We start from the raw sequence: 17,639 nt of genomic DNA, 5'->3' as shown, positions 1-17,639 counted from the left end.
GTGCCCCGTTCTGTCGGGATGCTTCTCGCTCATGACGCGTCCCTACAGGTGATTGGAGCCCATGCTCTGCTCTACGGATTTGATCGCCGCGGCGTTCGCCCTCTCGACGGAGCTCAGCTGAACGCTGTCATCGAACTCGTCGGGCGAGTACTCGGGCGTGTACCAGGGCTTTGAGTTGAAGTAGGCCTGCAGGGTTTCATTCTGGAACTTGCGGCCGTGACGGGCATAGATCTCGTTGCGCGCGTACCAGAGCTCGTCAACGGAGAGGTTCATGGCCTTGATGTCATCGGCCGTGTAGCTTGTGCAGTCGCTGTCAGGGATGACGTAGTCGCTGCTCGCGCCACGCGGTGCAGGCGTGTGCGTCTGTGCCGAGGTGCTGGCCGCGCTCGAGCTGGCTGCCGAGGTGCTGGCCGCCGAGGTGCTCGCGACGGACGTGTCTGCGGCGGACGTCGAGGAGGCCGCTGGCGAGCTTGCGGCAGTCGTGGCGGCGTCCCGGCCTGTCTTGGCGCCAAACAGTCCCATGGGGTCGACCATGATGAACGCCACGGCGGCGATTGCGGCGGCGATGATGGCAACGACGACGCCCACGACCACCCCTCGCCTGCTTCCACCGTTGCCCTGCCCGCCTTGGCCGTATGCGGGCTGCTGGGGGACGCTGGAATAGACGGGCTGCTGCGGCGCTGCGCCATACGGCGCCTGGGGGCTTACCGGCCGCGGCGCTACCTGCGTGGCCTGCGGCATCGGCTGTCCAGTTTGGGGAACCGCCTGCGTGGGCTGCCCGCTCATGACGTGCGTCTCGCCTGCGGTTGGCATGACGGTCGTCTCGCTCGCCACGACATCCGTGGGCGTGCCGCACTTCGTGCAGAACTTCGATCCGTCTGGGAGCTGGGCTCCGCACTTGGTACAAAACATGAGCGCCCTCCTCGGCATCCTTTGATCACGTACGCTGAATTGTAGAGCCATGACCGAATGGTTGTGCGGGGCTCTTAGTCCTTATCGGGCTTATCGTTCCTATCTTGGGCATGAGACGCCGCACATAAGCTGCGTTTGGCACGATAAACGACGCGCGCCAGAAACTTGGGTGCGTGCGGCACGATGAGCGCTGACTGCGGCCGTCGTCGGCGCCCGCTAGTATGTAGGGAGCACAGGCGCCCCGCCGCGGGCGCAAGAACCGCCGGAGGCCCCATGTCAGAAGAGAACGTCTGGACGATAAACCGTTGCCTCACCTGGACGCGCGACTATCTCGCGCGCAAGGGTGACGAACACGCGCGCCTCTCGGCCGAGTGGCTGCTCAGCGCCGCCACGGGCAAGGACCGCACGGGTCTCTATATGGCCTTCGACGAGCCGCTGTCCGCCGACGAGCTCACCCGCATGCACGGCTTCATCGAGCGTCGCGCCAAGGGCGAGCCGCTCCAGTACATCACCGGCAAGACGAGCTTTCGCTTCATCGACGTCGCCTGTGCGCCGGGCGTCCTCATCCCACGTCCGGAGACGGAGCTGCTCGTGGATGCCGCGCTCGAGGGCGTTGACGCCGCGCGCGCGATGAGCCCGGTCCACGTGCTCGAGATTGGCTGCGGTACCGGCTGTGTGAGCTGCGCCATCGCGAGCGAGCGGCCCGGCGCGCTCGTCACGGCAACGGACATCTCGCCCACGGCGGCCGCCCTTGCGCGTAAGAACCGCGACGCGCTTGGCCTGGCGGATGCCATCGACATCGTTGAGTGTGACCTCGCCTCCGGCGTGTCGCCCGAGCTCATGGGCACGTTCGCCGTGCTCGTCTCGAACCCTCCCTACATTCCCGACGACGTGATGCGCGAGCTTCCCGAAGAGGTCGCAGACTACGAGCCCGAACTCGCCCTCGCTGGTGGCGTCGATGGCCTCGACGTCTATCGCCGTCTGCTGGCCCTCGCCCCAAAGGCGCTTGTCCCGGGTGGCATGCTTGCCGTCGAGCTGCACGAGGACGCGCTCGATGCCGCCGCCGCCCTCGCGCGCGAGCAGGGCTGCTGGAAGTCCGTCGAGATTCGCCGTGACCTCACGGGCCGCACACGCTTCATCGTCGCTGCGCTTGCCGGTGAGCTGCCGGCCGTTGTCCTGGCCCACGAGCCGGAGGGTCGCATCGTCGAATGCAGCCAGGACGAGCCGGCGCCGGAGGTCGTCGCGGATGCCGCGGCCGTCCTGCGCGCCGGTGGCGTCGTCGTAATGCCCACGGACTCCGTCTATGGCATCGCCGCCGCGGCCACGCCGAGCAATCCCGGCCACCGCCGCATCTTCGACATCAAGCGCCGTGACCTCGCCCAGACGCTGCCCCTGCTCGTCTCCGATGCCTCCGAGCTCGACCGCCTCGCCATCGATGTTCCCTCCTGGGCGCGCTCGCTTGTGGAGCGACTGTGGCCCGGTGCCCTCACGCTCGTGGTTCGCGCGAGCGAGGCCGTTCCGCCCGACTACCAGCGCGAGAACGGCACCGTGGCCCTGCGCGTGCCGGACTCTGCGCTCGTGCGCGAGCTCGCCCGCGAGGTGGGCCCGCTCGCCGCGACGAGCGCCAACACGCACGGCATGCCCGCGCCCGCCACCTCAGCCGACATCGAGCGCCGCATCGCCGAGTCCGCCGACCTCACACTCGCAGCCGGTCCCACGCCCGCCGGCGCCGCCTCCACCATCGTCGACACCACGTCCGGCGAGCCGCGCATCGTGCGCCAGGGACCCATTCCTGCCGAGGCCATTGCCGCGCTCGCGCGCTAGCTGGCGCCCGTCGACTGCCCCGCCGCCACGCCATCGGCCCGCATCGCCATGAGCGCCGCCGCCTCGCGCGGCGTCCCACCGTCCGCCGAGAGCCTCCCGCGCCGTCTCCTCCCGCTTCCTACACTGGTACGAAGCAAAGGACGGGAGGCTCGCATGGCAACGATCATGGACAGCGTCATGAGCTCGGCAAAGGACGACGCGATGGGCGCGAGCGAGGCGCCCGAGGGCTGCATCATGGCGCTCGACGCCGGGACGACGAGCGTCCGGGCCATCCTCTTTGACGAGTTCGGCCACAAGGCCGCGGTGGCCCAGCGCCCGCTCACGATGCGCTACCCGCATCCAGGCTGGGTCGAGCAGGATCCGGTGGAGATCCTCTCCGCCCAGGTCGCCTGCATGATCGAGGTCCAGTTCAAGAGCGGCATCCACTCGGACCGCATCCATGCCATCGGCATCACGAACCAGCGCGAGACGGTCGTCGTGTGGGACCGCCAGACCGGCCAGCCCATCTATGACGCCGTCGTGTGGCAGTGCCGTCGAACGGCGGATGCCATCGCCAGAATCGTCGAGGAAGGCCATGCGGACCTCATCCGCGAGCGCACGGGCCTCGTGCCCGACGCGTACTTCTCGGCCACGAAGATCGCCTGGATCCTCGACAACGTCGAGGGCGCCCGCGAGATGGCCGAGGACGGCGAGCTCATGTGCGGCACCATCGACACCTGGCTCATCTACAACCTCACGCGCGGCAAGTTCCACGCCACGGACTACACGAACGCGAGCCGAACGATGCTGTTCGACATCCACCGCCTCGACTGGGATGACGAGCTGTGCGAGCTGTTTCGCGTCCCGCGCTCCATGCTGCCCGAGGCGAGACCCTCGTCGGGGAGCTATGGCGAGGTGAGCGCCGACATCATGCGCAACCACCCGTGCATCGCCGGCGTGGCCGGAGACCAGCAGGCGTCGTTGTTCGGCCACTGCTGCTTCGATGCCGGCAGCGTCAAGAACACCTATGGAACCGGCTGCTTCATGCTCATGAACACCGGCGCCGAGCCCGTTGCCTCAACGAACGGTCTCGTCACGACGATCGGCATCGCCGAGGGCGGGCGCGTGGACTATGCGCTCGAGGGCTCCGTGTTCCAGGCTGGCTCGGTCATCCAGTGGCTGCGGGATGGCCTGCGCCTCATCGACGACGCCGCAGAGACGGCTGCGCTCGCGAGCTCCGTGCCAGACGCGGGCGGCTGCTACGTCGTCCCGGCCTTCACGGGTCTTGGCGCGCCCTGGTGGCGCCCGGACGCCCGGGGCGTCGTTGCCGGCATCACGCGTGGCACCGACCGCGCCCGCCTCGTGCGCGCCGCCTGCGAGTCCATGGCCTACCAGACCTACGACGTCCTCAAGGCCATGGAGGCGGACTCCCATCGCGCGCTCTGTGCGCTCAACGTCGACGGCGGAGGTGCCAACAACCCGTTCATCATGCAGTTCCAGGCAGACCTTCTCGGCATAGACGTCGTGCGTGCCGCAACGTCCGAGACCACGGCGCTCGGGGCCGCCTTCCTCGCGGGCCTGTCCTGCGGCTTCTGGGCAGACCGCGACGAGCTCGTGAGCCTGACGGGGGGGGAGAGGCGCTACGAGCCGCACATGCCTGCCGGGCGAGCTGCCGAGCTTCTCGAGGGCTGGCACGAGGCCGTGCGCCGCACGCTTGCGTAGGCCGTCCGCGCCGCTCCGTGGTACGCTTCTACCGTCACATTCATGCGTAGCAAAGGAGCTCACATGCGCATCGTCGTCGCTTCCGATCACGCTGGCTTCTGCCAGAAGGACGTCATCTGCGACTTCGTCCGTGGCCTCGGCCACGAGGTCGAGGACCTCGGTCCCGAGACGGCCGACCGCGTCGACTACCCCGACTTTGCCGACAAGGTCGCCCGCCGCGTCTCCGAGGGCACCGCGGACCGCGGCATCCTCATCTGCGGCACGGGTATCGGCATGGCCATGACGGCCGACAAGGTGCCCGGCGTGCGTGCCACCGTCGTGCAGACGAACAAGTTCGCCGAGCTGTGCCGCGAGCACAACGACTGCAACGTCATCTGCCTGTCCGGCCGCTTCACGGCTCCGATGGACAACTGCGAGTTCGTGAAGACGTTCCTCACCACGGAGTTCGGCGGTGGCCGCCACACGCAGCGCGTCGCCAAGATGATGGCCGAGGACGAGCGCAAGTAGCTCGCGTCGGGGAAGGCCGACAAGGGGACGGCGCCTTTGCCGGCCACACCAGGCAATGCCGGGCCGCTGCCGCGGGTGGCGGCCCCACTCATAGAGGAGCAGCGATGGCAAACGTCAACAACCTAGGGCTGACGCTCGAGCAGCTCGCCCGCCTCACGGTGGTCGACCACCCGCTCGTGCAGCACAAGCTCTCTATCTTGCGAGACGAGCAGACCGGCACAAAGCAGTTCCGCGACCTCGTTCGCGAGCTCGCGCTGTTCGAGGGCTACGAGGCCACCCGCGACTTCGAGCTCGAGCCCGTGCAGGTCAAGACGCCGCTCGAAGAGTGCACCTGCCAGCACCTTGCCGGCAAGAAGGTCGCCATCGTCCCCATCCTCCGTGCCGGCCTCGGCATGGTGGACGGAATCCTCGACCTCATCCCGGCCGCCCGCGTGGGCCACGTCGGCATGGAGCGCGACCCCAAGACCCACGAGCCACACGAGTACTACTGCAAGCTTCCGCCCGACGTCGAGCAGCGCACCTGCCTCATCGTTGACCCGATGCTCGCCACCGGCGGCTCGGCAACCGCGGCAATCCAGTACCTGCGAGATGCCGGCGTGCGTGACATCCGCCTGCTCGTTCTCGTGGCCGCGCCCGAGGGCGTCCGCGCCGTGCTCGATTTTGACCCAGACGTGCGTCTCTACACGTGCGCGCTCGATCGCGAGCTCAACGGCAGCGCCTATATCCTGCCTGGTCTTGGCGACGCCGGCGATCGCATCTTCGGCACGAGGTAGGCATGGCAAGCCAGATTCTTTTGGGCGTTGTCCTCGGCCTTGCCGGAGCGGCGCCCTTCTCCGTCGCCCTCGCCCGTACGGTGGCGCGCGGCCCGAAGGGCCCCGGGGTTCGCAGCGGGCTCGTCTGCATCGTGGTCTCGGCGCTCATCGTTCTCGTGGGGATGGCGCTCGTCCACCGTCTGTGGGCAGAGGCGTTCGTGCCCGTATCCGTCTCGGCGGTGCTCGCCATGCTCGTGGCGGTCACGACGCTGGTGCTCGTGACGTGGCACAGGCTTTCCTAGTCATTTGACGGGTTGGCTCCGGCAAATCCGCGGACGCAACAAATATTTCGGCAAGCGTGCGCACGCGCGGTAGCTCGCACTTTACAGGTTATGGAAATAAACAGGTCAAAGGCATAGAAAAGATTTCTTACTCCTCGAATCCAGAAGTGCTAGTATCGCCAATCGGATTTAGAAGAAAGGCGCAAATCCAGGCCGGACTAGCGCCCTTGAACTCGGGGTAGAAACCTCCCACAAAGGGGTAGAATCCCTGACGCCGCAGCGGCCTCATCCGGGTCGGCGCGGAAACGAGCGGCCGATCCCCGGCCGCCGCGGGGCAAGCGAAAGGACGATGCATGTCTCCACTAGACAAGCTCCCCGAGGAGATTGACTCTCTTCTCGACAGCTTCATGTCCCACGCCATCGTGGGCAACACCACGGTCGGCCTCACCACGTACACGTTCTGGCTGGCGGTCGCGCTCATCCTGATGCTCGTCGTGCTCTTCGTGTTCAAGAAGAAGCAGTCCGCGAGCCTCGTGCCGCAGGGCCTGTTCGTGAACGGCGTCGAGTACGTCGTCGAGTTCGTGCGCGATGACATGGTGAAGTCCATCGTGGGCGAGAAGACCTGGAAGAAGCACTTCCCGTTCCTTGCCGCGCTGTTCTTCTTCATCTGCGCCAACTCTATCATCGGCGTCATCCCCGGCTGCCACCCCGGCACCGGCACCATCGGCGTCACCGCGGCTCTCGCCCTGTGCTCGTTCATCTACTTCATCGTGGTGGGCTGCAAGCGCCTGGGCGTCATCGGCTACATCAAGAGCCTCGCGCCGGAGGGCGTCGCGTTCCCCATCAACATCCTCGTGTGGGTCATCGAGCTGTTCTCGACGTTCCTGCGACTCATCACGCTCGCCGTCCGACTCTTCTGCAACATGTTCGCCGGTCACGTGGTCATGGGCGCCTTCGCCATCCTCGCGTCGCTGTTCTTCGAGCCGCTGCTGCAGGGCTTCTCGGTCGTCGCGCTCGGCCAGGCCGGCGCCTCGGTGTTCTGGGTCGCCATCCTCATCGTCATCTACCTCGTGGAGATCATGGTCGGCATCATCCAGGCCTACGTCTTCACGCTGCTCTCCGCCGTCTACATCCAGCTCGCCGAGAACGGCGACTAGGACGGTCGCGGCCACGTGCCGCATTCGTTTGGCATCGAGCGGGCTTGCCCGCCTGTGCATAGACATGGCTCACGAATCGCCCGAGGAACAAGATGTCGGGCGACTAACAAAGGAGGAATCGTGGGAGCTATCGGTTATGGTCTTGGTGTTATCGGCGCCGGCATCGGCATTGGTCTTGCGGCTTATGGCGCCACGTCGGCCATCGCGCGCCAGCCTGAGATGCAGAGCCGTCTGTTCACGGTCTTCATCCTGGGCTCCGCATTCGTCGAGGCCCTCGCACTCATCGGCTTCGTCGTTACGCTGATCGCCTAAGGTCACGTAGACGTCGAACAGCTGAGTGGAGGCACGAATGAACAGCAACACTAAGAGGCTTGGGTTCGCAGGTGGCATCGCCGCCCTCGCTGCCCTTGTCCCGACGCCCGCATTCGCGGAGGCGCCGAGCGGTGCCGACCTTCTGCTTCCCAAGATGGCGGAGTTCATCCCCGCCCTCATTGCCTTCCTCGTTATCTGGTTCGTGCTCGCCAAGCTCGCTTGGCCCTCGATCCTGGGCATGATGGAGAAGCGCCAGCAGAAGATCCAGGACGACCTTGACGCCGCAGCCAACGAGAAGGTTGCCGCCGAGAAGGAGCATCGCGAGTACCAGGCGCAGATCGCCGAGGCCCGTCACGAGGCCGACGAGATTGTCGCCAAGGCCAAGCGCGAGGCCGAGGCCGAGCGCTCTCGCATCCTCGCCAAGGCGCAGGAGGAAGCGGCCGCCACGGTGGCCAAGGCCCACGACGCCGTCAGCTCCGAGCGACGCAAGGCGATGATCGAGCTCTCGAGCTCTGTCGTTGACCTGTCCGTCGAGATCGCCAGCAAGATCATTGGCAACGACCTCAGCGAGGAGGACCAGCGCAAGCTGGCCGAGAAGTATCTCGCGGAAGTGGGCACCGGTCATGACAACGAAGCGTAGCGATCAGGAGAAGTCCGAGAAGTACGCTCGCGCGCTCATCGATGCCGCGCGTCAGGAGGGCAGGGCCAACAAGGACCTGGTCCAGTGGAACCACGCCCTCAAGTTCTCGCCTGAGGTTCTCGAGACCCTCGCTGCCATGCGCACCGAGGACGACCTCAACCTCGTCGGCGACGTCGCGCGCACGTACAAGGAGATTCTCGACAGCGAGGACAAGACCGTCTCCGTCACGGTGACAACGGCCGTCCCCCTGGATGACGACCTTCGCGAGAAGGTCATTGCCAAGGCCGAGAAGGACCTGAACGCCCCGGTATACCTGGTTGAGCGCGTTGACCCGTCCATCATCGGCGGTGTCGTGCTCGAGGCTCGCGGCAATCGCTACGACGCTTCGGTCCGAGCGCAGCTTGCCAACATCCGCAAGACGCTCTCCTCGACCTTTATTGGAAGTGATGACTAATGGCAGACAAGATCAGCTCCGAGGTGATCATGCGCACGCTGCGCGAGCAGCTGTCGCAGATCAACGCCACGGTAGACGAGCAGGAGGCGTCTGTCGTCACCGAGGTGGGAGACGGCATCGCGCACATCTCCGGCCTCAAGACCGCCATGGCTGGCGAGCTGCTCCAGTTCACCAGCTCCACGTCGGGCAAGAGCGTCTTTGGCCTGGCCCAGAACCTGGACGAGGCCGAGGTCGGCGCCGTCCTGTTCGGTGACGTCGACGCCATCAAGGAGGGCGACGAGGTCCGTACCACCGGCCGCGTCATGGACATCCCCGTGGGCCCGGCCATGCTCGGCCGCGTCGTGAACCCGCTTGGCCAGCCCATCGACGGCCGTGGCCCCATCGACACGACGGCCCGCCGTCCCATCGAGTTCAAGGCCCCTGGCATCATGGAGCGCCAGCCGGTTTGCGAGCCCGTTCAGACCGGCCTGCTCGCCGTTGACGCCATGGTGCCCATCGGACGTGGCCAGCGTGAGCTCATCATCGGTGACCGCAAGACGGGCAAGACGGCCATCGCCATCGACGCGATTGTGAACCAGGCCAAGACTGACATGGTGTGCGTGTACGTCGCCATCGGCCAGAAGGCCTCCACGGTTGCCGCCATCAAGGGCACGCTCAAGGCCCATGGCGTTCTTGACAAGACGATCATCGTTGCCGCCACGGCCGCGGACTCTGCTCCTATGCAGTACATCGCGCCCATGGCCGGCGCCGCCATCGGCGAGTACTTCATGTACAACGACGCCAACGGCAACCCCGCGGACGCCACGCACCCCGGCGGGCACGCGCTCGTCATCTACGACGACCTGTCCAAGCAGGCCGTGGCCTACCGTCAGATGTCGCTTACGCTGCACCGTCCGCCCGGACGCGAGGCCTACCCTGGTGACATCTTCTACCTGCACTCTCGCCTGCTCGAGCGTGCCTGCAAGCTTTCCGACGCCAATGGTGGCGGCTCGCTCACGGCACTTCCGATCATCGAGACGCAGGAGGGCGACGTCTCTGCTTACATCCCGACGAACGTGATCTCCATCACCGATGGCCAGATCTACCTGCAGTCCAACCTGTTCTTCCAGGGTCAGCGCCCGGCAGTCGACGTGGGCATCTCGGTGTCCCGAGTCGGCGGTGCCGCCCAGCTCAAGGCCATGAAGCAGGTTGCCGGCACGCTGCGCCTTGACCTGGCCAGCTACGCCGAGAAGCAGGCGTTCGCGCAGTTCGGCTCCGACCTCGACGCCTCCACGCAGTACCAGCTCTCGCACGGTGCGCGCATGACCGAGCTGCTCAAGCAGTCCCGTTACTCCGCGCTTGACGTTGCAGACCAGATCATTGCCCTGTTTGCTGGCAAGGAGGGCTACCTCGACGATCTTGACATCGACCAGATCTGCCCGTTCCGTGACGGTCTTGCCGTCTACATGCAGGAGCGTCACGAGGCGCTGCGCCGCGAGGTTCGCACGAGCAAGATTTCTGACAACACCGCTGAGCGTCTGAAGGGTCACATCGCCAGCTTCAAGAAGCAGTTCCTCCTCGAGCACCCGAGGAAGGCTGACCTTGAGGCCGAGGCTGCGGCGACCGCTTCCGCAGACGACCAGGGGAAGGCGTAAGGCATCGGCTTATGTCGAATCTCCGCGAAATACAGAGGCGTATCTCCTCGGTCAAGGCGACCTCGCAGATCACGCGCACCATGGAGATGGTCTCCACGGCGAAGATCCGCAAGGCGCTCGAGCGTGCCGAGGAGGCCGAGCCGTACAAGGACGCCATCAGCCGCATGATGGGCGCAGTCGTGGGCGCAAGCCTCGACGAGCGCCAGCCGCTGCTCGCGAAGCACGCTGAGGAGAAGAACGTTCTCTTCATCGTCGTCGCTTCCGACCGCGGCCTGGCTGGCGGCTTCAATGTGCAGCCCCAGCGAGACGTCCAGCGCAAGATGGACGCGCTCAAGGCCAAGGGCGTTGCGAGCCTGCTCATCACGAGTGGTCGCAAGCCCACGGACTACTTCACGTACCGTGGCGTCGAGCCTGTCATCTCGTTCACCGGAACCTCTTCGGAGCCCACGATGGACCAGGCAGACCAGATTGCCACCTACGTGATGGACTCCTACGCCAAGGGCTCCATCGACCGCGTTGAGCTCGTCTACTGGCACGCCAAGAACCGTGTCGAGCAGACGCTCGTGAACGAGCAGCTGCTTCCGATTAACCCGGACGCGTTCAAGATGCCCAACGAGCCGCGCAACCCGGAGGCCATGTCGACCCTCGAGCACGATCTCAACAGCCCGTTCGAGTTCGAGCCGTCGGCCTCCGAGGTGCTTGGCTACCTCATCCCGGCATACGTCCGCACCGTCATCTTCCATGCGATGCTTGACTCTGCGGCGGCCGAGCATGGCGCACGCCGTCGCGCCATGCACTCAGCGACCGAGAATGCCGAGGACGTCATCACCAACCTGAGCCGCACGTACAACCGCGTGAGGCAGGGCTCCATCACCACGGAGCTGAACGAGATCATCGGCGGCGCGTCCGCATTGGAGGACAACTGATGGCAGAAACCACTGAAAAGCGCACGGTGCTTGAGGAGGCCGCCCTCGACTACATGAGGCGCGGCGCCGGCGACGGCACCGTCATCCGCATCGTGGGTTCCATCGTCGACGTCAAGTTCGACGAGGGCGTTCCCGCGATCTACAATGCGCTGGTCGTCAAGGGCGAGACGCCCATTGGCGCGATCAACGTCACGCTCGAGGTCGAGAGCGAGCTTCCCGGCAACGTCGTGCGCTGCGTCGCGATGGAGTCCACGGATGGTCTCCAGCGCGGCCTTCGAGTCCACGATACCGGCGCCCCCATGATGATGCCGGTCGGCGAGGCTACGCTCGGCCGCGTCTGGAACGTCGCGGGCAAGCCCGTTGACGGCAAGCCGCTCCCCGAGAACATCCAGTACTACCCGATTCACCGTCCTGCGCCCCAGTTCCAGGACATCACGACCCAGACCGAGATCTTCGAGACCGGCATCAAGGCCATCGACCTTCTCGAGCCCTACGTCCGCGGCGGCAAGACCGGCCTGTTCGGCGGCGCCGGCGTTGGCAAGACGGTCCTGATTCAGGAGCTCATCAACAACCTCGCCCAGGAGCACGGTGGCACTTCAGTGTTCACCGGCGTTGGCGAGCGCACTCGTGAGGGCACCGACCTGTTCCTCGAGATGAGCGAGTCTGGCGTCATTAACAAGACCTGCCTGGTCTACGGTCAGATGAACGAGCCGCCCGGAGCGCGTCTGCGCGTGGGCCTTGCCGGCCTGACCACGGCCGAGTACTTCCGTGACCAGGGTCAGGACGTGCTTCTGTTCATCGACAACATCTTCCGCTTCTCCCAGGCCGGTTCCGAGGTCTCCGCACTTCTCGGCCGCATGCCGTCCGCCGTCGGCTACCAGCCTACGCTGGCCACCGAGATGGGCGATCTGCAGGAGCGCATCACCTCGACCCGCGAGGGCTCCATCACCTCCGTCCAGGCCGTCTATGTCCCCGCTGACGACCTGACCGACCCCGCGCCGGCCACGACGTTCACGCACCTCGACGCCACGACGGTTCTGTCGCGTAACATCGCCTCGCTGGGCATCTACCCGGCAGTCGATCCTCTGGCCAGCTCGTCTGACGCCCTCGACCCGAGCGTCGTCGGCGAGGAGCACTACCGCGTCGCCACGGCCGTCCAGGAGCTGCTGCAGGAGTACACGGACCTCCAGGACATCATCGCGATTCTCGGCATGGACGAGCTCTCTGAGGAGCAGCGCCTTGTCGTCGACCGTGCCCGTAAGGTCCAGCAGTTCCTGTCCCAGTCGTTCCACGTGGCGGAGAAGTTCACGGGCAATCCCGGCTGCTACGTGCGCATCGAGGACACTGTCCGCTCGTTTGCCGCGATCATCGACGGCGAGTGCGACGACATCCCCGAGCAGGCGTTCCGCTTTGCCGGCACCATCGACGACGTGCGCCAGCGCGCTGCCAAGATGGCCGCCGATGAGGCCAAGGCCGAGTAGGGAAGGCACGGATGGGGTATCTAACCTGCAAGTTCGTGAGGCCTGACAAGCAGCTGTTCGAGGGCAAGTGTGCCTCGATGACGCTTGTCACCTATTCGGGCGAGCTTGGCGTCCTTCCGGGTCATGCGTCAGAGATCTGCGCCCTGGGTGATGGTGTCGTGCGTATCAAGCGTCTTGACGAGGATGGTGGCGACGAGCGCGACGTCGTGGTGTCCGGTGGCTATGCCGAGATTTGCAACGACGTCGTTGTCATCATCGCCGACCATGCCCGCGCTGCGGACGACATCGATGCCGAGACGGTGCGCCGCACGCATGACAAGGCTCAGGCCAAGCGCGATGCCCTCCCGGAGGGCGATCACCAGCGCGCCTACTACGAGAACAAGATGGCCTGGTGCGATCTGCTTCTTGAGAAGGCCGGTGCGCAGACGGCATCTGAGTAGATGCTCGTCTACAATTGAGTTTTGGATAGACCTGATGGGCGTCCGGCGACGGGCGCCCATCTTGGCATATGCATACAAAAGTTGGAGGAACATGGACGTCATCAAGGTCGAGGGTGGGCATCCCGTCTCCGGCGAGGTCCGCGTAGAGGGAGCCAAGAACTCCGCCCTCAAGCTCATGGCAGCCACGATCATGGCTCCTGGCGTCAACACGCTCACGAACGTGCCCAACATCTCTGACGTGCACGTGATGGGCAAGGTGCTCAAGCGTCTTGGGGCAACCATCGACGTCGTGGACGAGCACACGCTCATCATTGACACCACGAATGTGAGCAAGTGGGAGGCGCCCTATGACCTCGTCGTCAAGATGCGTGCCTCCACCGCGGTCCTCGGTCCGCTCCTTGCGCGCTTTGGCAAGGCCATCGTGGCAATGCCGGGCGGTTGCAACCTGGGTGCCCGCAAGATCGACATGCACATCCTTGGCCTCGAGGCCCTCGGCGTTCAGTTCGAGACGGCTCACGGTAACATTCACGCGAGCGCGCCCAACGGCGTCATCGGTGCCAACGTGACGCTTGAGTTCGCAAGCGTCGGCGCCACCGAGAACCTCATCATGGCCTCCGTCCACGCCAAGGGCACGACGACGATTGACAATGCCGCGCGCGAACCAGAGATTGTCGACCTCGCGAACATGCTCAACGAGATGGGCGCGAAGATTACCGGTGCCGGCACGCCCGTCATCGAGATCGAGGGCGTCTCTGAGCTTCATCCAGTCACCCATGCTGTCGTTGGTGACCGCATCGAGGCGGGTACGTTCATCGCTGCCGCCGCGATGACTGGCGGCCCCATCCGCGTTACGGGGTTCAAGCCCGAGCACCTTGGCCTCGTCCTCAAGAAGTACGAGGCGATGGGCGTCAAGATCGAGCGCGAAGAGGATGGCGTCACCGCATCCGCGGGCGGCCGCCTCAAGGCCGTTGACATCCAGACGCTCCCCTTCCCCGGCTTTCCCACCGACATGCAGGCGCAGACCATGGCCATGCTTGCCCTGGCGGATGGCCAGTGCGTGATCACCGAGAACATCTTCGAGAACCGCTTCATGTTCGCGAGCGAGATTGCCCGCATGGGCGCCAACATTCGCATTGAGGGACACCACGCAATCGTTCACGGCGTAAAGGGCCTTTCCGGCGCGCAGGTTGAGTCCCCTGACCTGCGCGGTGGTGCGGCGCTCGTGCTCTCTGGCCTCGTTGCCGAGGGCGAGACGACCGTCTCGGCAATCCATCACATCGAGCGCGGCTACGAGCACTTCGTTGACAAGCTCTGCGCCCTTGGCGCTCACGTGTGGAGAGATACCGTTCCCGACGCTGCTGACGAGGACTAGCCATGTTCCTCAGGGGCCATCGCGATCCGTCGACGACTGGGTTCTTCGATTACGACCGAACGAGCTCCGGGTCGACATATCACGAACGCATGCTCAGACGCAAAGCGCGGTCGCGTCTTATCGTTGCCGTCTCGGTCGTTCTCGCAGTTGCGATTGCCCTCGTCTGCGTCTTCGCGGCCTTTACGCGCTAGGACATAGTGTAAGCTCTAGTAAACTTTCAACCCGGGCTATGCCCGAGCATCGGAGGTCCGGTACATGAAGGCTAAAAACGAGGGACATGCGCTCACGAGTGCGGGCGAGGACTATCTCGAGGCGATCTATTGCGTCATGCTCGAGCACCCGGGCGAGGACTCGGTGCGCTCGGTCGACGTGTCGGAGCGCCTTAACGTCACAAAGGCGAGCGTCAACAAGGCGCTCTCCGCGCTCAAGGACGGCGGCTTCGTCGACCAGACCAGATACGGTCGCGTGGAGCTCACCGAGGAGGGCAAGACGTACGCCGCCGAGGTCTGGGGCCGCCATCGCATGCTGCGCTCTTTTTTGACTGTCGAGCTTGGCGTTGACGAGGAGGTCGCGGACGAGGAGGCATGCCTCATGGAGCACGCCTTGTCCCAGGACACGTCGAGGCGCCTGTACGACTATCTCAAGCGGCAGGGCGTCGCGATGGAGCAGGAGTAGCTCGCGTTCGTTCATAGACTGGATTTCGCAGCGCCGGATGGGCATTTTGAGCCCGTCTGGCGCTGTTTCTATGTAGGATGCGCCACTTTTCTCACGTGCGGGTACTATTTGCAAGGTTGATTACCGTCGGATATTCAAGTCCTCGCCTGTGGCACGGCGAGGACTCACGTACGAATGGAGCCATCGTGAAGGCAGTCATTCCCGCCGCTGGTCTCGGCACGCGTTTCCTTCCTGCGACCAAGGCCGTCCCCAAGGAGCTTCTCCCCGTTCAGGGCCTGCCCGTTATTCAGCAGGTCGTCGAGGAGGCTCTCGCGGTCGATGGCGTCAACGGCGTCGTTATCGTCAACTCTCACGAGAAACCCGCGATCGAGCAGCACTTTGCCAAGGACAACGCCCTGGAGCAGACGCTCGAGTCTCGCGGCAAGGATGCTCTCGCGTCTTCCGTGAAGCACGCCGCCGAGCTTCCCGTCTCCTTCGTCTACCAGGACGAGGCCTTGGGTCTGGGCCATGCCGTTCTCCAGGCCGAGCCCGAGATGGACGGTGAGCCCTTCCTCATTCTCCTCGGTGACTACTTCGTGCCCGGTCACGACATGTGCCGCCGCATGAAGGCGGTCTCTGACGAGCACAACGGCGCCTCCGTGATTGCCGTGGCCGCCGTGCCCGAGGACCAGGTTTCTCGCTATGGAATCATCGCCGGCGAGTGCATTTCCGGAGATGCCGCCGAGGAGCCGGGCGCCGTGTGGCGCATCAGCGGCCTCGTCGAGAAGCCCCAGCCGGAGGATGCCCCGAGCCACCTGTTCATCGTGGGCCGTTACCTGCTCTCGCCTCGCATCATGGATCTCCTTGCCACGCAGGAGCCGGGCGCGGGCAACGAGATTCAGCTGACGGACGCCATGGTTCGTCTTCTCGACACCGAGGAGATGTACGCCCTGGTCGTCGACGTCGACGAGGGCCGCGATACGGGAACGCCCGCTGCCTGGGCTGGAGTCTGCGCCCGTGCCGCGCTCGAGGATTCGAGCACGCGAGAGGCCTTCATCGAGGCCCTGGGCGATGCCGCCAAGCTCGTTCGCTAGACTTTCTGTTCTCGATTGACGGACGCCCCGCGGCACCTGGTGCTGACGGGGCGTTTTCATGCCCATACACGGAGGATGCTTTCATGAGCGTCATTAACTTCCTTGGGGATGCCTGGTGCGTGCGCATGGACGAGGGCGATCCCCATGAGGATGCGCTTCGGATTGCCGATGCCCTTGGCAGGCTTACGAGGGAGAGATTTCCCGAGTCGACAATCGTCATTGGCTACGACACGCGTCCGCTCTCCTTGGCCATCGCCCGCGAGATGGGTGAGGTCATTGCCTCCTACGGAATAGCTGCTCGTGTGAGCGATGCACACTGTCCAGCTTGCGTGCTCACGGAGGAGGTTCGCGCCGATCGCGAGGCTGTTGCCGGAGTCATGCTCACGGCTGGCAACAAGCCGGCCGATTATTTCGGCATACGCATTTGCTCCGCGGATGGCTCTGCCGCAACGACTGAGGACACAAATCTCATTGAGTCCTACATCGTTCCCGAGCTTCCCGTAGGTAGGGGAGAGGCGAAAGCTGTCGACCTCATGACCCCCTACCTAGAGCGCGTTTTCTCTCTCGTCGAGGGCAACCGGATTGCGGAGTCTGCCCCCATCGTTGTATGCGATCCGATGTATGGAGCGCAGACGTCTTATGCGTGTAGGGCGTTCTCGGCGCTCGGGGCTCGTGTCATAGAGATCCACGGAGACGGGGCAGAGGACTTTGCGGGCGTTCACCCCGAGGCCGCCGAACCGTGGATTGATGACTGCGAGCAGGCCGTAGTCGACAACGGTGCAGCCTACGGCATTGCGATCGACGGAGCAGGAGAGCGGATTGCGCTCGTTGATGAGCGGGGCAACTACGTGAGCCCCCACAAGACGCTTGCCTTGCTTATGGACTATCTCGTGAACTGCAGGAATCGTAGCGGTCGAATGATCGCGCCCATCTTCGTGAGCTCCATCGTTCGTCGCCAGGCCGAGAGGCTTGGCCTTTCGCTGACCGTCACGCCCGTGGGCTATGCCTGGATGCGAGAGGAGATGGCGATCGGTGACACTTTGTGTGCCGGGGATGCTGTTGGTGGGATAGGAATTCCGGAGATTGGTCTGGATAGGGACGCCCTGGGCGCCGCCGTCATGCTGATGGACGCAATTGCCAGGGACGGGAGGCCCCTCTCGGCTATGGCCTCTGAGTTGGACGAGACACTGGGTCATATGGAGTATGGGCGTCGTGAGCTCTCGCTTGGGGCCGGCGAGGCTCAGATGCTGAGGGTTGCGCTTCCGGGAATCAACCCGCCATCAATCGCGGGGCTGAAGGTTGAGGGCGTGTCGCATCCATCTCATTGTCTGAGGCTCGCGCTTCCGGAGGGAGCCTGGGTTTTGGTGGCCCCTTCCCCAGCGGGGCCGACGGCCCTGCTCGCCGCCGAGGCGCCGACGAGGGCCATGAGGGATGAGCTGCTGGCCGCCGCAGCCGAGCTTGCTCGTTCGCCGTTGTCGAGGGGCGACGAGTAAGCGCG

18 protein-coding genes are annotated in these 17,639 nt (G+C 64.9%); 17 read left to right on the top strand and 1 reads right to left on the bottom strand.

From position 1 onward, the window contains the following. Positions 1-42: 42 nt before the first annotated feature. A complete protein-coding gene (locus Pcatena_RS07775) occupies positions 43-912 on the bottom strand; it encodes a YARHG domain-containing protein (RefSeq protein ID WP_172596419.1) in 870 nt (289 codons plus the stop codon). A gap of 273 nt (positions 913-1,185) precedes the next feature. Here Pcatena_RS07775 and prmC point away from each other — a divergent pair, with 273 nt between their 5' ends. From prmC to Pcatena_RS07690, 17 genes are all read left to right on the top strand, one after another. Continuing rightward, on the top strand, positions 1,186-2,736 hold the full coding sequence (gene prmC, locus Pcatena_RS08305) for a peptide chain release factor N(5)-glutamine methyltransferase (protein WP_126423149.1): 1,551 nt from the start codon (positions 1,186-1,188) through the stop codon (positions 2,734-2,736). A gap of 177 nt (positions 2,737-2,913) precedes the next feature. Beyond that, positions 2,914-4,437 carry a glycerol kinase GlpK gene (gene glpK, locus Pcatena_RS07765; protein WP_172596444.1) on the top strand — a complete coding sequence of 508 codons (1,524 nt, stop codon included), beginning with the start codon at positions 2,914-2,916 and terminating at the stop codon, positions 4,435-4,437. 63 nt (positions 4,438-4,500) lie between these two features. After that, the gene (rpiB, locus tag Pcatena_RS07760) at positions 4,501-4,944 is read left to right on the top strand and encodes a ribose 5-phosphate isomerase B (protein ID WP_126423147.1); all 444 of its coding nucleotides are present in this window, start codon (positions 4,501-4,503) and stop codon (positions 4,942-4,944) included. A 104-nt stretch (positions 4,945-5,048) separates the two neighbouring features. After that, the gene (upp, locus tag Pcatena_RS07755; protein WP_126423145.1) at positions 5,049-5,717 is read left to right on the top strand and encodes a uracil phosphoribosyltransferase; all 669 of its coding nucleotides are present in this window, start codon (positions 5,049-5,051) and stop codon (positions 5,715-5,717) included. Positions 5,718-5,719: 2 nt separating this feature from the next. Then, positions 5,720-5,998 carry a hypothetical protein gene (locus Pcatena_RS07750; RefSeq protein WP_126423143.1) on the top strand — a complete coding sequence of 93 codons (279 nt, stop codon included), beginning with the start codon at positions 5,720-5,722 and terminating at the stop codon, positions 5,996-5,998. Between the two features lie 332 nt (positions 5,999-6,330). After that, positions 6,331-7,134: a F0F1 ATP synthase subunit A gene (gene atpB / locus Pcatena_RS07745; protein WP_126423141.1), complete on the top strand. Its 804-nt coding sequence runs from the start codon at positions 6,331-6,333 to the stop codon at positions 7,132-7,134. Between the two features lie 120 nt (positions 7,135-7,254). Beyond that, positions 7,255-7,446 carry an ATP synthase subunit c family protein gene (locus Pcatena_RS07740; RefSeq protein ID WP_073296969.1) on the top strand — a complete coding sequence of 64 codons (192 nt, stop codon included), beginning with the start codon at positions 7,255-7,257 and terminating at the stop codon, positions 7,444-7,446. Positions 7,447-7,483: 37 nt separating this feature from the next. After that, positions 7,484-8,086: a F0F1 ATP synthase subunit B gene (gene atpF, locus Pcatena_RS07735; RefSeq protein WP_126423139.1), complete on the top strand. Its 603-nt coding sequence runs from the start codon at positions 7,484-7,486 to the stop codon at positions 8,084-8,086. Further along, positions 8,070-8,540: a F0F1 ATP synthase subunit delta gene (locus tag Pcatena_RS07730; protein WP_073296973.1), complete on the top strand. Its 471-nt coding sequence runs from the start codon at positions 8,070-8,072 to the stop codon at positions 8,538-8,540. Before atpF ends, Pcatena_RS07730 begins: the two co-directional genes overlap by 17 nt. Next, the gene (gene atpA, locus Pcatena_RS07725; RefSeq protein WP_126423137.1) at positions 8,540-10,174 is read left to right on the top strand and encodes a F0F1 ATP synthase subunit alpha; all 1,635 of its coding nucleotides are present in this window, start codon (positions 8,540-8,542) and stop codon (positions 10,172-10,174) included. Before Pcatena_RS07730 ends, atpA begins: the two co-directional genes overlap by 1 nt. An 11-nt stretch (positions 10,175-10,185) precedes the next feature. Next, positions 10,186-11,100 carry an ATP synthase F1 subunit gamma gene (atpG, locus tag Pcatena_RS07720; protein WP_126423134.1) on the top strand — a complete coding sequence of 305 codons (915 nt, stop codon included), beginning with the start codon at positions 10,186-10,188 and terminating at the stop codon, positions 11,098-11,100. Beyond that, complete coding sequence (gene atpD / locus Pcatena_RS07715) at positions 11,100-12,581, top strand: F0F1 ATP synthase subunit beta (RefSeq protein WP_126423132.1); 1,482 nt, start codon at positions 11,100-11,102, stop codon at positions 12,579-12,581. Before atpG ends, atpD begins: the two co-directional genes overlap by 1 nt. Positions 12,582-12,592: 11 nt before the next feature. Next, complete coding sequence (gene atpC / locus Pcatena_RS07710) at positions 12,593-13,021, top strand: ATP synthase F1 subunit epsilon (RefSeq protein WP_126423130.1); 429 nt, start codon at positions 12,593-12,595, stop codon at positions 13,019-13,021. A 91-nt stretch (positions 13,022-13,112) separates the two neighbouring features. Beyond that, on the top strand, positions 13,113-14,393 hold the full coding sequence (murA, locus tag Pcatena_RS07705) for a UDP-N-acetylglucosamine 1-carboxyvinyltransferase (RefSeq protein WP_126423128.1): 1,281 nt from the start codon (positions 13,113-13,115) through the stop codon (positions 14,391-14,393). A gap of 255 nt (positions 14,394-14,648) precedes the next feature. Continuing rightward, on the top strand, positions 14,649-15,068 hold the full coding sequence (locus Pcatena_RS07700; RefSeq protein ID WP_126423126.1) for a metal-dependent transcriptional regulator: 420 nt from the start codon (positions 14,649-14,651) through the stop codon (positions 15,066-15,068). Positions 15,069-15,253: 185 nt separating this feature from the next. After that, positions 15,254-16,141 (top strand): UTP--glucose-1-phosphate uridylyltransferase, encoded by an 888-nt coding sequence (locus Pcatena_RS07695; protein ID WP_126423124.1) that lies wholly within the window; start codon positions 15,254-15,256, stop codon positions 16,139-16,141. Positions 16,142-16,266: 125 nt separating this feature from the next. After that, positions 16,267-17,634 carry a phosphohexomutase domain-containing protein gene (locus Pcatena_RS07690; RefSeq protein ID WP_172596418.1) on the top strand — a complete coding sequence of 456 codons (1,368 nt, stop codon included), beginning with the start codon at positions 16,267-16,269 and terminating at the stop codon, positions 17,632-17,634. The last annotated feature ends 5 nt before the right edge of the window (positions 17,635-17,639 follow it).

It is taken from the genome of Parolsenella catena (genome assembly GCF_003966955.1).
Taxonomy (GTDB): Bacteria; Actinomycetota; Coriobacteriia; order Coriobacteriales; family Atopobiaceae; genus Parolsenella; species Parolsenella catena.
The sequence above is the reverse complement of the archived record's forward strand: the minus strand, read 5'-3'. Positions and strand labels throughout refer to the sequence as shown.

What these genes read in the sequence shown, in the direction of transcription:
- Pcatena_RS07775 (WP_172596419.1), bottom strand. Translation starts at nt 912, where the DNA reads ATGTTTTGTACCAAGTGCGGAGCCCAGCTCCCAGACGGATCGAAGTTC.
- prmC (WP_126423149.1), top strand. Translation starts at nt 1,186, where the DNA reads ATGTCAGAAGAGAACGTCTGGACGATAAACCGTTGCCTCACCTGGACG.
- glpK (WP_172596444.1), top strand. Translation starts at nt 2,914, where the DNA reads ATGAGCTCGGCAAAGGACGACGCGATGGGCGCGAGCGAGGCGCCCGAG.
- rpiB (WP_126423147.1), top strand. Translation starts at nt 4,501, where the DNA reads ATGCGCATCGTCGTCGCTTCCGATCACGCTGGCTTCTGCCAGAAGGAC.
- upp (WP_126423145.1), top strand. Translation starts at nt 5,049, where the DNA reads ATGGCAAACGTCAACAACCTAGGGCTGACGCTCGAGCAGCTCGCCCGC.
- Pcatena_RS07750 (WP_126423143.1), top strand. Translation starts at nt 5,720, where the DNA reads ATGGCAAGCCAGATTCTTTTGGGCGTTGTCCTCGGCCTTGCCGGAGCG.
- atpB (WP_126423141.1), top strand. Translation starts at nt 6,331, where the DNA reads ATGTCTCCACTAGACAAGCTCCCCGAGGAGATTGACTCTCTTCTCGAC.
- atpF (WP_126423139.1), top strand. Translation starts at nt 7,484, where the DNA reads ATGAACAGCAACACTAAGAGGCTTGGGTTCGCAGGTGGCATCGCCGCC.
- Pcatena_RS07730 (WP_073296973.1), top strand. Translation starts at nt 8,070, where the DNA reads ATGACAACGAAGCGTAGCGATCAGGAGAAGTCCGAGAAGTACGCTCGC.
- atpA (WP_126423137.1), top strand. Translation starts at nt 8,540, where the DNA reads ATGGCAGACAAGATCAGCTCCGAGGTGATCATGCGCACGCTGCGCGAG.
- atpG (WP_126423134.1), top strand. Translation starts at nt 10,186, where the DNA reads ATGTCGAATCTCCGCGAAATACAGAGGCGTATCTCCTCGGTCAAGGCG.
- atpD (WP_126423132.1), top strand. Translation starts at nt 11,100, where the DNA reads ATGGCAGAAACCACTGAAAAGCGCACGGTGCTTGAGGAGGCCGCCCTC.
- atpC (WP_126423130.1), top strand. Translation starts at nt 12,593, where the DNA reads ATGGGGTATCTAACCTGCAAGTTCGTGAGGCCTGACAAGCAGCTGTTC.
- murA (WP_126423128.1), top strand. Translation starts at nt 13,113, where the DNA reads ATGGACGTCATCAAGGTCGAGGGTGGGCATCCCGTCTCCGGCGAGGTC.
- Pcatena_RS07700 (WP_126423126.1), top strand. Translation starts at nt 14,649, where the DNA reads ATGAAGGCTAAAAACGAGGGACATGCGCTCACGAGTGCGGGCGAGGAC.
- Pcatena_RS07690 (WP_172596418.1), top strand. Translation starts at nt 16,267, where the DNA reads ATGGACGAGGGCGATCCCCATGAGGATGCGCTTCGGATTGCCGATGCC.